14 protein-coding genes are annotated in these 14,574 nt (G+C 45.2%); 5 read left to right on the top strand and 9 right to left on the bottom strand.

The features are described 5' to 3' along the window. From O9332_RS03940 to O9332_RS03925, 4 genes are all read right to left on the bottom strand, one after another. The coding region (locus O9332_RS03940) for a hypothetical protein (protein WP_288023724.1) at window positions 1-246 on the bottom strand (246 nt) is incomplete at its 3' end. Window positions 247-274: 28 nt separating this feature from the next. Then, a complete protein-coding gene (gene mreD / locus O9332_RS03935; protein ID WP_002761652.1) occupies window positions 275-856 on the bottom strand; it encodes a rod shape-determining protein MreD in 582 nt (193 codons plus the stop codon). Continuing rightward, window positions 823-1,572, bottom strand: coding sequence for a rod shape-determining protein MreC (gene mreC / locus O9332_RS03930; RefSeq protein ID WP_002761654.1), 750 nt, complete (start codon window positions 1,570-1,572; stop codon window positions 823-825). Before mreC ends, mreD begins: the two co-directional genes overlap by 34 nt. A 90-nt stretch (window positions 1,573-1,662) precedes the next feature. Beyond that, on the bottom strand, window positions 1,663-2,703 hold the full coding sequence (locus O9332_RS03925; RefSeq protein ID WP_002761656.1) for a rod shape-determining protein: 1,041 nt from the start codon (window positions 2,701-2,703) through the stop codon (window positions 1,663-1,665). A gap of 223 nt (window positions 2,704-2,926) precedes the next feature. Between O9332_RS03925 and O9332_RS03920 the strand changes: the two genes are divergently transcribed. Then, window positions 2,927-3,277, top strand: a complete 351-nt coding sequence (locus O9332_RS03920; protein WP_002761658.1) for a single-stranded DNA-binding protein — start codon at window positions 2,927-2,929, stop codon at window positions 3,275-3,277. A 13-nt stretch (window positions 3,278-3,290) separates the two neighbouring features. Here O9332_RS03920 and O9332_RS03915 read toward each other — a convergent pair whose 3' ends face one another. Then, entirely contained in the window at window positions 3,291-3,413 is a 123-nt protein-coding gene (locus tag O9332_RS03915; protein ID WP_288023726.1) for a hypothetical protein, read from the bottom strand. Between the two features lie 149 nt (window positions 3,414-3,562). Then, window positions 3,563-4,363, bottom strand: a complete 801-nt coding sequence (locus tag O9332_RS03910; protein WP_288023720.1) for an aminotransferase class IV — start codon at window positions 4,361-4,363, stop codon at window positions 3,563-3,565. A 29-nt stretch (window positions 4,364-4,392) separates the two neighbouring features. On the opposite strand from O9332_RS03910, the gene O9332_RS03905 reads away from it, so the two are divergent. Then, on the top strand, window positions 4,393-6,018 hold the full coding sequence (locus tag O9332_RS03905; protein WP_288023717.1) for an ArnT family glycosyltransferase: 1,626 nt from the start codon (window positions 4,393-4,395) through the stop codon (window positions 6,016-6,018). Between the two features lie 157 nt (window positions 6,019-6,175). Then, window positions 6,176-9,121: an aminomethyl-transferring glycine dehydrogenase gene (gene gcvP / locus O9332_RS03900; RefSeq protein WP_288023715.1), complete on the top strand. Its 2,946-nt coding sequence runs from the start codon at window positions 6,176-6,178 to the stop codon at window positions 9,119-9,121. A 175-nt stretch (window positions 9,122-9,296) separates the two neighbouring features. Here the strand turns inward: gcvP and lpxB are convergent, their stop codons facing one another. Together lpxB and lpxA are read right to left on the bottom strand one after the other, a co-directional pair. Next, a complete protein-coding gene (gene lpxB / locus O9332_RS03895; protein ID WP_002761665.1) occupies window positions 9,297-10,499 on the bottom strand; it encodes a lipid-A-disaccharide synthase in 1,203 nt (400 codons plus the stop codon). Window positions 10,500-10,705: 206 nt separating this feature from the next. Next, window positions 10,706-11,542: an acyl-ACP--UDP-N-acetylglucosamine O-acyltransferase gene (gene lpxA, locus O9332_RS03890; RefSeq protein ID WP_002761667.1), complete on the bottom strand. Its 837-nt coding sequence runs from the start codon at window positions 11,540-11,542 to the stop codon at window positions 10,706-10,708. 150 nt (window positions 11,543-11,692) lie between these two features. On the opposite strand from lpxA, the gene O9332_RS03885 reads away from it, so the two are divergent. Further along, entirely contained in the window at window positions 11,693-13,012 is a 1,320-nt protein-coding gene (locus O9332_RS03885) for a four-carbon acid sugar kinase family protein (RefSeq protein ID WP_288023711.1), read from the top strand. A gap of 505 nt (window positions 13,013-13,517) precedes the next feature. After that, window positions 13,518-14,102 carry a hypothetical protein gene (locus O9332_RS03880; RefSeq protein ID WP_288023708.1) on the top strand — a complete coding sequence of 195 codons (585 nt, stop codon included), beginning with the start codon at window positions 13,518-13,520 and terminating at the stop codon, window positions 14,100-14,102. Between the two features lie 136 nt (window positions 14,103-14,238). On the opposite strand, the gene O9332_RS03875 is transcribed toward O9332_RS03880, so the two are convergent. Beyond that, window positions 14,239-14,448 carry a type II toxin-antitoxin system YhaV family toxin gene (locus tag O9332_RS03875; RefSeq protein WP_271949752.1) on the bottom strand — a complete coding sequence of 70 codons (210 nt, stop codon included), beginning with the start codon at window positions 14,446-14,448 and terminating at the stop codon, window positions 14,239-14,241. Window positions 14,449-14,574 lie beyond the last annotated feature (126 nt).

Raw genomic sequence — 14,574 nt, 5'->3', positions numbered from 1 at the left:
GGTGAGAGTGAGGGTGAGGGTGTGGGGTGTGGGGTGTGGGGTGTGGGGTGTGGGGAAGTGGGGTAGTGGGGTAGTGGGGTAGTGGGGTAGTGGGGTGTTGGGGTGTGGGGTGTTGGGGAGGTGGAGTGTTGGGGAGGTGGGGTGTTGGGGTGTGGGGTGTGGGGTGTGGGGTGTGGGGTGTGGGGTGTGGGGTAGTGGGGAAGTGGGGTAGTGGGGTAGTGGGGAATTTAGCTGAAATTTCCCCATCTCCCTATTTCCCTAAATCCCTATTTCCTTAAAGATCGCTAAATTGTCGCCACCATTGCTGGAGAGGATAATAGACGAGGGGAGTCCAGAGACTACTAAGCAGAGCAGCAGTGAGGCCAATGCGTTGATAATCGAGCCAAAGATCAGCGAGATTTTTGCCTCCTTGTAGATAGTATTGAAAAGCGATCGCACCATTGGCGATTAAAGTCATAACAAAGACAATTAAGACCACGGCGATCAATTCTTCTTTGAGATAACGTTGTCGGTGTAAACGGGAAGTGAGGAAACCGATCAGACCAAAAACCATGATATGGGAAGGATAATTAGAGGTTAAACTATCTTGAATAGCGCCGATCGCTAATCCGACCACCACACTATCGAGACAAGAGCGATTGAGACTCCAACTAACCAACCAAATCAGTAACCAATTGGGAGCGATGCCTAAAATCTCCATACCTGGGAGCCGCATTAAGGAAAGAAAGGTACAGAGAAGCAGTGAAGCGATAGTGACTAAAATATTCAGTATAAAACGATAACGGGCTGATAAACGGCTTAATTTCAGCATAATTCCCCCTCTCACTGCTGGGGTTGCGGGTGAACGAACACCCATTCGAGATTGTCCACGGTGGCGGTAAATTCAATTTTGGCGGTGGGGGCGGGATTTTCCTGTAAATTAAGGGAAATTATGCGACCGATGGGCAACCCTGGCGAAAAAAGACTACTAAAAGCCGAAGTTGTCACCACATCTCCCGGTTTGACATCGGGAGCTTTTTCAAAAAAGCGCAGGGTAGCGACTTGGGAATTCTGACCTTGAATTAAACCCATGGCCCGACTACGATTCACCGTTGCTCCGATGCGACTTTGGGAATTACTGACCAATAAAACTTTGCTGGTGTGGGGAGTAACTTCCGTAATCCGTCCCACTAAACCCCCAATTCCCGTCACCGAAGCACCCACTTCCACACCATCGGCGCTACCCCGACCGATAATTACCTGTTGCCACCAATCATCGGCGCTGCGGCCAATAATTGGGGCAGAAATCAGGGGTTTTTTCTGGGTTTGATAATAACCAAGCTGTTTTTTTAATTGTTGATTTTGATATTCGACTTCACTTAAACGATTTTGTAATTCTCGCACCCGTTGATCGGCCAGAAGTTGCTCTTGCAGATTAGTTTCCTCTCCCTGAAAAGGACGAGTTAATAAACCATACAATTCTAAAATCGCCCCACTTTGATAGGTGCGAATGTACCAAGCTACCCCCAAAGCGGCAGCGAGCAGCAAAAGTCGCCATCCCTGCTGTGTCCATTTTCGTCGTGCTGAATACATGAGCGATTAAAAACCTCTTGACTGTGTAGAGTGAGAATCCGTCCATTTTTCCGCTGCTGATGGCTAACGGCTAACCGATCCTAGTGACCTTTAGACATTGCGAGTTGTTTCATTAACGATCCGCTCAAAGAGTTTCTGATTTTTTAACACTTCTCCCGTGCCTTTGACCACACAGCGCAGCGGATCTTCAGCGACATGGGTAACGATACCGGTTTCGTGACTGACTAGGCGATCGAGTCCCCGTAATAAAGCACCTCCTCCCGCTAACATGATGCCGCGATCGATAATATCGGCCGCTAATTCGGGGGGAGTTTTTTCTAGGGTACGTTTGATCGCATCAACGATCACGGAAAGTGGCTCATCCATACTTTCCCGCACTTCTTCCGCTTTGATCGTCACGGTGCGGGGTAAACCGGACATAAGATGCAATCCCCGCACTTCCAGAGGAGGAAATTCATCTCCGGGGGAGGGATAAGCCGAACCAAGGCGAATTTTGATATCTTCGGCCGTGCGTTCCCCGATAATCAGGTTATGGACTTTTTTCAGATAAGCGATAATTGCTTCCGTGAGTTCATCCCCAGCGACGCGCACCGATTCGCTGATCACGGTCCCATCAAGACTGAGAATCGCCACTTCCGTCGTGCCACCACCGATATCGATGATCATATTTCCCGTCGCTTCCGAGACGGGTAAACCGGCACCCAAGGCCGCCGCAACGGGTTCATCAATTAACCCCACTTCTCGGGAGCCGGCATTTTTGGCCGCATCCACCACCGCGCGTCTTTCTACTCCAGTAATCCCACTGGGAACACCGATTACCATGCGGGGATTGCCAATCGTGCCATCGAGCGCTCGTTTGATGAATTCCGCTAACATGATCTCGCAACTGTAAAAATCGGCGATTACCCCATCGCGCAGGGGTCGCAGCGCGGTGACATGGCCTGGAGTGCGACCGAGCATTTTTTTGGCCTCCTCCCCGACAGCGACCGGGTTACGATCTTGATCGATCGCCACTACCGATGGTTCCTCTAAAACGATGCCTTTCCCTGATACATAGACGAGGGTGTTTGCTGTACCCAAGTCTATACCTATGTCCCTTGATAAGCCTAGTCTTCTAAAAAAACCCGCCACTTGTTTTCACTCCTGTTCTGATAACAACGTTGCTATAGCTAGACTTTCGATCGAATCGACTTGGATTTTATTAGGTTTTGTTTCTCAAGTCTAGTTAATTATCGCTTCTTTCTCTCCAGATTTACCCAGGTCTTTGGCCTAATTTTCTGGCTGCCCACCGGTCAAGGCTAAGGTTTCAGGCTAAAATGAACATACTATTGTACTAAATTGAGGATTTAAGACCATGAGTGTAAATCTGGTTCATTTGGTGGGACGAGCGGGGAGAGATCCGGAAACCAAGTATTTCGAGTCCGGTAAGGTTTTATGTACTTTCACTTTAGCGGTTAATCGTCGCTCTAAAAATAGCGATCAGCCGGATTGGTTCGATCTGGAAATTTGGGGCAAAACGGCGGAAGTGGCCGCTAATTATGTGAAAAAAGGCGGTTTAATCGGGATTAAAGGTTCTTTAAAAATGGATACCTGGAATGACAAAAACACGGGATTAGCTCGCTCTAAACCGGTGATTCTCGTTGATCAATTAGATTTACTCGGTTCTAAACGCGATAGTGAGGCTAATTCCGAGCGAGAATTTTAAAGCTTGAGCGGTATTATTTCCAGATTTTAGGTGTGTTAGCCCCTAGTAACACACCCTTATTTAGGGTTTGCGGCAAAAAGTTTTTCGTGGGGGTAGGGTGTGGGGTGTGGGGTGTAGGGTGTAGGGTTTTACCCATTTTCAGGTGGTAAATTACCTAATTTTCAGGGAAAAAGTCCCTGAATTTTCCCCCCAATCACTCCCATGGTCGGCACTTTTTGAGGGAAAAAAAGTCTAAAAACCTTGTTGGATAAGGTTTTTAGATTTATTCAGCAAACCCTATTTATTCTATAATTGACTGGAAAAATATTGCTGTAAATCTGGTAAAATTTCTCTATAAATAGCTGTATTTATCTCTAGATTCCAGCCAAGAATAGAATTAAAAGGGATAATTTCCACCAGGGAATTACTATAAGCAATCCCTTCTAAAGTCCTGACAAATTCGGGGGTCCAGAGATTTTCTTGCAGGGAAATATTTTGTTTTTTTAACCAGCCGATCAAAGCCGAGCGCCCGATTCCGGGTAAAATATCAGCAGTAAGCAGGGGACTGTACCAACAATTATCTTTCCATCCCCATAAATTGCCCGTGCTAGTTTCTAACCAATTCCCAACTCGATCGACTAATATCGCTTCTTTTGCTCCTTTTTTTTGAGCAGTTTGTGACGCTAACCAAGGGGTTAAATAATTACCAGTTTTATGTTCTCCTAAAACGCGTTGCCAAGCGGGATTATCTATTACCCAGCCAATAATTCCTTGCTCTTGTCTCAGGTTTAAATCTTCGGGGAGAAATCTGCCTTTAATCCACTCCCTACCATCGGGAAAAATTGTGATTCTCAGGACAGGATAGAATAGGGATAATTCTTCGGCTCCTTGGCGAATTCGCTGCCAATCGGGATCAGGCCATTGAAAAACTTGTAAACTAGAGTGCAGACGTTTGAGATGTTCTTGCCAATGGGTCAGGGGATGATCTAAGCTGTGTTGATAGACACGCAGGGTAGTAAATATTGTCGCTCCATAAAGCAGCCCAATATCATCAATACCCAGACTGATTCGCTCATCCTCGATTAATTCGCCATTATACCAATACATAATCAGTTAACTGTTTACTGCCCTAGCTTATGAACCGTCAAAAATTTACTTGGGGATATTCTAGTTATAAATTGCGTCAGAGAGAAAATTTTAAAGAATTTCTGTGTTTACTGGGATTATTAATAGCGGCCTTAATTATCTATCTAGTGGGATTAGGGAATTTACCCTTGCGGGATTGGGATGAGGCAACAATCGCTCAGGTGGCCAAGGAAATTAGCCAAACTCCACTGGAACAATTGCGCTGGTTATTTCCTAGTCTTTGGGGTGATCCCTACCTGAATAAACCGCCGTTGATTCATAGTTTAATTGGTCTAACCTACCATTTCTGGGGTATCAATGAGGCCAATACTAGACTAATTCCCGCTTTTTTTACAGCTTTATCGGTGCCGCTTCTTTATCTTCTCGGTCGAGAAATTTTTCCGGCTCGTTTGCCAGCTTTACTGTCGGCCTTGATTTATTTAACTCTTTTGCCGGTGGTGCGTCATGGCCGTTTAGCCATGTTGGATGGAGCGGTATTATGTTTTGAAATCCTGATGTTTGTTGGTTTACTGCGCTCACGACGCGATTTACGCTGGTCTCTGGGGGCGGGGTTAGGATTTGCCCTCCTTTGTCTGACTAAGGGGATTATGGGGCTATTATTGGCGGGTATCGGCTTGATTTTTCTGCTCTGGGATACCCCCCGGTTATTAACTTCTGCCTATTTTTGGTCGGGTTGGTTATTGGGAGCAACCCCCGCTTTTGCTTGGTATGCCGCCCAATTTTGGCACTACGAGCGGGAATTTCTCGATTCCCTTTTTGTTCAACAGTTAAAGCGAGTTAGTGACGATCTGGACAATCATCGCGGACCGTTTTGGTATTATCTGCTGGAAATTCTTAAATATAGTTGGCCTTGGTTAATTTTCTCGGTTTGGGGTTTACGTTTAGCTCGTCAGGAATATCTCTACAGTTGGGGGAAGTTACTGTTAGTTTGGACGGGTGTTTATCTGTTCGTGGTTTCGGTAATGGCGACGAAGTTGCCTTGGTATATTCTGCCGATATACCCGGCCTTGGCTTTAGCGGCCGGTTATGCCTTGGCGCAAGTGGGTAATCTTCCCATCGATCGCCCCTATCATCCAATCTGGTCAATTATTCTGGGTATTATCGGCGTTGGGGCGGGTTTATTAGCTTTAATAGCCTATTTTCCAGGTAATTTTGCCGCTATTGAACCTCTCCATCCCTTAATTCTTTTAACCTTATTGTCACTGTCCTTGACCATGGTGACAACGGCGATTTTGTTAGCCCGGCGCTCGCAACAATTCAGCGTGGTTTTACTCTGGGGAATGTTGGTTTCTTTGTTTATTTTCGTCAATTCTCCCCTGTGGATCTGGGAATTAAATGAGAATTTCCCCGTCAAACCGGTGGCGAGTTTAGTGGAGAAATATGTGCCGGCCGATCACCCTGTTTATATTGCTTTTGCCTACGAGCGCCCCTCGTTAAATTTTTATAGTGGTCGTCGGGTTTTTCCCCTTGCTGCTGAAGAATTAATCAATCACTGGCAAAGTCACAAGCAACCTTACCTAATTATCGATCGTCAAACCAAAGAAGCTACTGATTTAGAAGGATTAAAGGCGATCGGATCTACGGATTCCGGTTGGTTTTTGGTGACGAAGCAGTAGTGAGGTTAATTTTGTGCGTACTTTCGATAGCAAATTAGCTTCCGCTTTATCTTGCCGATTGCTGACTTGAAATATTACAAAAATTTTACAAGTTGCGTTAAAATCACCCCTAGCGATGAAACGCAGCACTTTTGTAATTGTTTAAACCGAGATTAATATGCTAAATAGGTCAATTACGGCCGAGAAAACCGAGGAATTCGCTCCTGCTGACCTGCAAGACCTGCTAGACTGCACCGATAGCTTTGTTAACCGTCATATTGGGCCGACGGAGACGGAAATCGAGAAAATGCTGGCGGTTTTGGGTGTTGCTACCGTGGAGGAATTAATCGCTCAAACGGTCCCGTCAGGAATTCGTTTACAAAAAAGCCTTAATCTACCACCTGCCTTGAGTGAATACGCCGCTCTTGCCCAATTAAAAGCTATTGCCTCCAAAAATCAGGTATTTCGCTCCTTTATTGGCATGGGCTACCATGACTGTATCACCCCGCCGGTAATTCTCCGCAACATCTTAGAAAATCCGGGTTGGTACACCGCCTATACTCCCTATCAAGCGGAAATCGCCCAAGGACGCTTAGAAGCTCTCTTAAACTTCCAAACTCTCATCACTAGCTTAACCGGTCTGGAAATTGCTAACGCTTCTCTCCTCGATGAAGGAACAGCAGCTGCGGAAGCGATGAGTATGAGTTATGGACTGTGTAAAACTAAAGCCAATGCTTTCTTTATCTCTAGTAGTTGCCATCCCCAAACGATCGAAGTTGTTAAAACCAGAGCGATTCCTTTAGGTATTGACATTATTATCGATGATCATCGTCTCTTTGACTTTCAAACGCCGATTTTTGGCGCATTATTACAATATCCAGCCACCGATGGCGTAATTTATGATTATCGGGAATTTATCGCCAAAGCGCAGGAAAATGGGGCTTTAGTCACCGTTGCCGCCGATATTCTCAGTTTAGCTCTGTTGACTCCCCCCGGCGAATTGGGGGCTGATATTGCCGTGGGTAGCAGTCAACGCTTTGGGGTTCCCTTGGGTTATGGGGGTCCCCATGCCGCCTATTTTGCCACCAAAGATGTCTATAAACGCAGTATTCCGGGGCGCATTGTCGGGGTATCGAAGGATAGTCAGGGTAAACCCGCACTGCGTTTAGCTTTGCAAACCCGCGAACAACATATCCGCCGGGATAAAGCCACCAGTAATATTTGTACCGCACAGGTGTTACTAGCGGTGATTGCTTCCATGTACGCGGTGTATCACGGACCGGAAGGAATCAAGAAAATCGCCCAAAGAGTGCAGAAATTAACCGCTTTATTGGCAAATGGTTTAAAAAAGTTGGGTTATCAAGTGGGGAAAGAACCGTACTTCGATACGCTCAAAGTTACGGTATCCACGGGAGTTAAGGATATCTTCGCCAAGGCAAAAACCCATAAGATTAATCTGCGTTATTTTGATGAGAATAATCTAGGAATTAGTGTCGATGAAACCACCAGTCTCAGGGATGTGTGGGATTTATGGCAAATTTTTGCCCCCACCGAGGAATTACCCTTTACCGCGGCGGAATTAGTCGAGAAAATTAGTCTAGAATTACCCGCTAATTTAACCCGTACCAGTGCCTATCTTACCGAACCGGTGTTCAATCGTTACCACTCGGAAACGGAATTACTCAGATATCTGCACCGTCTGGAAACAAAGGATTTAGCCTTAAATACTTCCATGATTCCCCTCGGTTCCTGTACGATGAAACTCAATGCCGTAGCGGAGATGATTCCGGTAACTTGGGCAGAATTCGGCAAATTACACCCTTTTGCTCCGATTGACCAAGCAGAAGGCTATCAACTGCTCTTTCAACAGTTAGAGACTTGGTTAGGGGAAATTACCGGGTTTGATGGCATTTCCCTACAACCGAACGCCGGTTCTCAGGGAGAATATGCTGGTTTACAGGTGATCCGAGCCTACCATGAAAGTCGCGGTCAAGGTCATCGTCAGATTTGCTTAATTCCTGAGTCCGCTCACGGGACTAATCCTGCCAGCGCTGTTATGTGTGGTATGAAAGTAGTGGCGGTTAATTGCGATTCTCGGGGCAATATTGATATTGATGACCTGAAAACTAAGGCCCAGAAGCATCAGGATAATCTAGCGGCTTTGATGGTGACGTATCCTTCCACTCACGGCGTTTTTGAAGAGGGAATTAGCGAAATTTGCGCCTTGATTCATCAATACGGTGGTCAAGTCTATATGGATGGCGCGAATATGAATGCTCAGGTGGGTTTATGTCGTCCGGCGGATTTTGGCGCTGATGTGTGTCACTTGAATCTCCATAAAACTTTCTGTATTCCCCACGGTGGTGGCGGCCCCGGTATGGGACCAATCGGAGTAAAATCCCATTTAGTGCCTTTTCTGCCCGATGTTTCCCTAGTTTTGGCGAAATTATCCCCAGAAACCGCTAACGGTAAGCATCAGGACTCAATTGGCGCAATTTCGGCCGCGCCTTGGGGTAGTGCCAGCATTTTGGTGATTTCTTGGATGTATATCGCTATGATGGGGGCAGCCGGCTTGAAAAAAGCGACAGAAGTGGCAATTTTGAACGCTAATTATCTGGCTTTTCATCTGGAGTCGGCCTATCCAGTGTTATTTAAGGGTAGCGCGGGAACGGTTGCCCACGAGTGCGTTATTGATTTACGTCCCCTGAAAAAACAGGCCGGCATCGAGGTGGAAGATGTGGCAAAACGTTTGATGGATTTCGGTTTCCACGCGCCGACGGTTTCTTGGCCCGTGGCGGGTACAATGATGGTGGAACCCACGGAAAGCGAATCTTTGGGGGAATTAGACCGTTTTTGTGAAGCTTTGTTAACTATCTATCAAGAAGTACAAGCGATCGCTAATGGGAGCATGGATCCCCACGATAATCCTTTGAAAAATGCCCCCCACACAGCCGCAGTTTTAACTGCCGATGATTGGAGTCGTCCCTATTCCCGTCAACAGGCAGCTTACCCGCTTTCTTGGCTAAAAGATTATAAATTCTGGCCGGTAGTGGGACGGGTTGATAATGCTTACGGGGACAGAAATCTGGTTTGTTCCTGTGAGGGTATGGACGCTTATAAGTAGGGTTTGCGGCAAAGAGTTTTTCCTGGGGCAGGGTGTGGGGTGTGGGGTGTAGGGTGTAGGGTGTGGGGTGTGGGGAGAATAAAGCTGCCTCCTGACTCCTATCTCCAGCAATCCTATCTCCTGATTCCTGACTCCTATCTCCTGTCTCCTGACTCCTGACGACCGGCTCCTAACCCTAACAAAGGCCTATTTTAAACACCTCTTGTGCCACTCGCTCGCAACTGCCTACTGTTCCTAAACCGGCTTTAGTTTCTGCGTATTCATCTAACATTTTTTGGCGACGTTGCTGATTTAATAATAAATCTAGACATTCCTGCATAATTCTCTCTGGGTTAGCTTCCTCTTGTAATAATTCGGGAACAATTTCTCGCATTAAAACTAAATTTACCGGTGAGACAAATGGTACAGAAAACTTCATAATATTGCGGGCAATCCAAGCAGTAACTGCACTTAAACGGTAAACCACCACCTGCGGCACGTTTAACAAAGCAATTTCGAGATTAACTGTACCAGACTTAGCCACAGCCAGATCGGCAGCGGCAATCGCTTCTAAAGTCTGATCTCGTTCCATAATCACCGCATTTAATCCATATTCCTTCACTAATTCTCGCATTTTTGGTTCGTATAAAGCTAAGGGAACGGGAATTAAAAACTTAATATCGGGAATTTTTTCCTGTAATTTTTTAGCAGCAGCACACACCGTCGGCACGAGATATTTAAACTCCTGTTGACGGGAAGCAGGTAATAAAGCGATTACCGTTTCTTCGGGTTTTATTGCCCATTTTTGCCGCATTTCTTGCCGATTGGGAGCATTGGCCATACGATCAACTAAAGGATGTCCCACCCAAGTTACTGGTAAACCTTTTGTTTCAAAAAAACGAGCTTCGGCGGGAAAAATTGCCAATAATTTATCCGTGACGGCGATTAATTTTTCCGTATTAAATAACTTTTCTGCTGTGGCCCTGAGTTTAGCTGAGGGGATATTTTCTTCTGACCAAATCCACACCTGTGGGGCAATATAATAAATTATTGGCACCTGGGGAATAATTTTTTTAGCCGATTGACCGATCGCCACATTTGCCCCCACATAATCAATTAAAATAATCAGATCAGGGGGATGATCTCTAAAAAACTCTTTTGCTCGTTTTTGTAGTTGTAAAGTTGGCCAAATAAAGGGGATAGATTCAATTAATCCCATGGCAGCCAGTCGAGTGGTTTTACCCAACATTTTTGCTCCGGCTAACTCCATGCGATCGCCACCTAGTGCAAAAATTTCTAACTCAATTTCTTGGGTTTTAGCTAGTTTAAAAAGGGATTCAATCAGCATGGCTGCCTGTAAATCACCCGATACCTCACCCGTACTAATAAATATACGCATTTGGATAATTATTTGATAATAAAAGAATTCAGGAGACAGGATTCAGGAGTCAGGAGTCAGGAGATAGGAGATAGGAGATAGGAGATTATTTTTATTTATTCTTCCCACTTCCCCACTTCCCCATCACCCCACACCCCACACCCCACACCCTACACCCCACACCCTACACCCCACACCCTACACCCTACAGACTGTTCCTCAATAAATTATTTCCCCGGAATTAAACCGCGACGTTTTTCTCCGGTGGTAGAGGATTGTAAAAATTGACAGAGATGTTGAACATGGGGGTTATCGGTTAAGAGAGAAACTTGTTCTAAAGCCTCCTGAAGATTTATATTAGAACGATAGATAATCCGAAAAGCTTTTTTCAGTAAAGCTAGATCTTCATCGGTAAAACCGGCCCTTTGTAAACCGACTAAATTAAGAGTTCGCACGCGACAGGGATTGCCTTCCACTAAAGTAAAAGGGGGAACATCGCGATCAATACGACTCATTCCTCCTAACATGGCCATTTTGCCAATATGAACAAATTGATGTACTCCTAAAACCCCCCCGATAACTGCTTTTGATTCGATCTGGACATGACCAGCCAAGGCGACACTATTAGCGATAATAATGTTATCTTGCAAAATACAATTATGGGCAACGTGAACATAGGCCATTAATAAATTATTACTGCCAATTTGGGTAACTTCTCCCGTATCCGTGGCGCGATTAATCGTGACAAACTCGCGAATTTGGTTATGATCACCAATTTCTACGCTACTTTCGCCCCCTTTATACTTTAAATCCTGTGGTTCATTACCAATAACAGCCCCGGAAAAAATATGATTACCCTTGCCAATTTTAGTCGGACCTTCAATGACCACATGGGCATCAATAATTGTATCAGCTTCAATTTCCACATTGGCCCCGATCACAGCATAGGGACCAACTTTAACCTTGGGATCAAGTTTTGCCGACGGATGGATAACCGCAGTGGGGTGGATTAACGTATTCAAAGGGAAGTCTCCCGCGCTCAACTTCGTCACTGTATGAATCATGGTATAGCTTATCCTATATTGGACAGATTGTGATCAAGATTGATAGCGGTTGCTTAGGGAGGGGACGACTTTAATGGGGAACCAGAACCCGATAAACTATTAACCAGATTCTCTTAATTCCCCCGTCCCTCCCATCCTGATAAAAAATATATGAGCAATAATAGACCTAAAATTATAGTCTTAGATGATGACCCGACAGGTTCCCAAACAGTCCATAGTTGTCTGTTATTGATGCGGTGGGATGAAGATACTCTCCGCTTGGGATTGGCAGATAATGCGCCAATTTTCTTTGTTTTGACGAATACGCGCGCTTTAACCCCCGAAAAAGCCGAGTCTGTCACGCGAGAAGTCTGTCATAACCTGAAAACTGCCTTAACTAAAGAGGGAATCGAGGATTTTTTGGTGGTTAGTCGTTCCGATTCTACCCTGCGCGGGCATTATCCGATCGAAACTGATGTTATTGCCGAAGAATTGGACGGTTTTGATGCTCATTTCCTGATTCCAGCCTTTTTTGAGGGAGGTAGAATCACCCGCGATAGTATTCACTATTTAATCATCGATGGCGTTCCCACTCCCGTCCACGAGACGGAATTCGCTCGCGATTCGGTTTTTGCCTATCATTACAGTTATCTGCCGGATTATGTGGAGGAGAAAACGAAAGGTAAAATTAAAGCAGATGATGTAGAGAGATTTTTACTGGCAGATATCCGTCAAGGTAGTTTAGAACGACTGCAAAAGCTCAAAAATAATCAATGTGGGGTGGTAGATGGGGAAACTCAAGCGGATCTCGATCGCTTTGCTGAAGATATTTTAACCGCCGCAGGGGAGGGAAAAAAATTTTTATTCCGTAGTGCCGCCAGTATTTTAACTTCTTTGGCTAATTTAGGAACTCAACCGATCGCACCCGAATCTATGGGTAAGTATAAGCCCACGGGGGAAGCCGGGGCAATTATCGTCGGTTCCCACGTCAAAAAAACTACCCAACAATTAGATGAACTGCTTCAACAACCCAACACCGTCGCAGTCGAAATCGATGTGACGACATTGCGCGATCGTCCTGAACAACGAGATCAACTCCTAGCACAAGTTCTGGAAAAAGTCAAGCTTATTCACAAAAATAAACAAACCCCCGTGATCTATACCAGTCGGCAAGAGTTAACCTTTGCCTCTGTGCAGAAACGTCTTGATTTTGGGGTTGCCGTCTCCACTCTGTTAATGGACATTGTTAAGAGTTTACCCAGTGACATCAGTTTTTTAATCAGTAAAGGCGGAATTACCTCCAATGATGTCTTAAGTACGGGTTTAAGCCTGCAATCAGCCCGTTTACTCGGTCAGATTCTCCCCGGTGTCTCCATGGTCCGTACAGCAGCCGATCATCATCTCTTTCCTAATCTACCTGTGGTTCTTTTCCCGGGTAACGTCGGTGATGTCCAAGCTTTAGCCACAGTTTATCAACGTTTGTGTCAATAGGAGGCAATCAGTGGTCAGTGAGCAGATGTGAGTTTTCAGGTTCTTCGTTCCGCTGCGCTAATTATGCCCAAATTGAGGTGATTAAACCGCACAGTGCGGTATTAGGTATGATTAAGGGGGTGTTAGACCGATGGAGGTGGTATAGTAAGATAGAGGAGGGTGCTAGACCGCAGAGAGCGGTATAATTAATAGTTGGGCTGCTTCAGTTATTGGTTGCAGAAGTAATTGGTAGGCTATCTGTTGGTGTCCACAGTTAACTTAACTGTAGTTATCGACTCCACGGTTCTTCAAGCATTTATGATAAAAAAATATGAGAAAAAAAAATGCAATTTTCAGTTTTTTGCTTGGCACTGTACTTATAGCTTTTATGGCAATTTTCGGAAACCTCTATTTTAATCTTATTCGTCTAGATTTTCCTATAGACACGTCTGGGACGTCTACGGCTCCGCCTCCGATAGATTTTCCTATAGACGAGTCTGTGAAGTCTACGGCTCCGCCTCCGACTATGCCTGCGACCTCCCTGGGCGTTGTGGAAGAGATAGTGAGTAATCTTGAATGGGGAAACATTGCGTTTGATACACCCAAGAAAATGAAGTTTGAAGAACCTAAAACTATCGAGTTACTTCTATCACCAACCAAATCTGTCCAAGAGCTTCAATCTTCTTTGAAGTCTCGTGAACAAACTGAGTCAGCACGGATACAAATATCAAATCGAATGGAAGCAGACCTTTCGGGACTAGGTTTTAAGATTGAGGCATTAGTTCCACAGGAACAGGCTGTTTATAGAGGTAAAACAACGCAGTGGAAATGGGAAGTCACCCCGACGAAAGATGGGGGTCAGAATCTGTATCTTACGCTGTCAGCCATTATCAATGTATCGAATCAAAAAGTGCCACTTGTGATACGAACATTTGATAAGACAATTGAAGTAGAGGTTTCTGTAGGTCAGCGTATCTCAACTTTTGTTGCGGGTAATTGGCAGTGGTTATGGGCAAGTATTCTTGTACCACTATCTCCTTTTCTCTGGAAGTGGTATCAAAAAAAGCGGGGCAAAAAGCAGCCGCCTAACAACCCTGGTGCAGCGGATTGACTCAAGCCGCCTAGGTGAGATGCTAAAGATCTCGGCAACTGCTGAACGTGGACGTTAGACCTCAATCTTTCTCTGGAGGAGCAGTTGAAAGTGTATCTGTGGGTTACGATCGCTTTTTCAACCACCTTATCACTAGCTAATCTTCTTGGCTATCAAGGATTAAAGCGTCAAGAGAATTGGGAAAATTACCTCGCTCAACCATTTTTGTGAAGGCTTTATAACAATCATTTTTATCCCCTTGTTTGCGAGGATAGCCTAGCCATAAAACAAAAATTGCTTTATACTCCTTGGTTTGTATAGTGCGATCGCCGCTCTTGTAGAGTGCGAAGCGCGAAGTGTAACGCACCTAATCTATGGTTATTCAATAATTGATGTAATGGTGGATTACGCTGCGCTAATCCACCCTACGGGGGGTTAAAATTATTATTCTTCCCCTATTTTTTCGGTTATGCTACAGTGCTTGTGAAGCAGC

This window comes from Microcystis sp. LE19-10.1B (assembly GCF_027530565.1).
Lineage (GTDB): Bacteria > Cyanobacteriota > Cyanobacteriia > Cyanobacteriales > Microcystaceae > Microcystis > Microcystis aeruginosa.
This window is presented reverse-complemented; position numbering and strand designations above follow the sequence as displayed.

Excerpts from the sequence above, each read along its gene's own strand:
- mreD (WP_002761652.1), bottom strand. The coding sequence starts at position 856 with ATGGGTGTTCGTTCACCCGCAACCCCAGCAGTGAGAGGGGGAATTATG.
- mreC (WP_002761654.1), bottom strand. The coding sequence starts at position 1,572 with ATGTATTCAGCACGACGAAAATGGACACAGCAGGGATGGCGACTTTTG.
- O9332_RS03920 (WP_002761658.1), top strand. The coding sequence starts at position 2,927 with ATGAGTGTAAATCTGGTTCATTTGGTGGGACGAGCGGGGAGAGATCCG.
- O9332_RS03915 (WP_288023726.1), bottom strand. The coding sequence starts at position 3,413 with ATGGGTAAAACCCTACACCCTACACCCCACACCCCACACCCTACCCCC.
- O9332_RS03910 (WP_288023720.1), bottom strand. The coding sequence starts at position 4,363 with ATGTATTGGTATAATGGCGAATTAATCGAGGATGAGCGAATCAGTCTG.
- O9332_RS03905 (WP_288023717.1), top strand. The coding sequence starts at position 4,393 with ATGAACCGTCAAAAATTTACTTGGGGATATTCTAGTTATAAATTGCGT.
- gcvP (WP_288023715.1), top strand. The coding sequence starts at position 6,176 with ATGCTAAATAGGTCAATTACGGCCGAGAAAACCGAGGAATTCGCTCCT.
- lpxB (WP_002761665.1), bottom strand. The coding sequence starts at position 10,499 with ATGCGTATATTTATTAGTACGGGTGAGGTATCGGGTGATTTACAGGCA.
- lpxA (WP_002761667.1), bottom strand. The coding sequence starts at position 11,542 with ATGATTCATACAGTGACGAAGTTGAGCGCGGGAGACTTCCCTTTGAAT.
- O9332_RS03885 (WP_288023711.1), top strand. The coding sequence starts at position 11,693 with ATGAGCAATAATAGACCTAAAATTATAGTCTTAGATGATGACCCGACA.
- O9332_RS03880 (WP_288023708.1), top strand. The coding sequence starts at position 13,518 with ATGCCTGCGACCTCCCTGGGCGTTGTGGAAGAGATAGTGAGTAATCTT.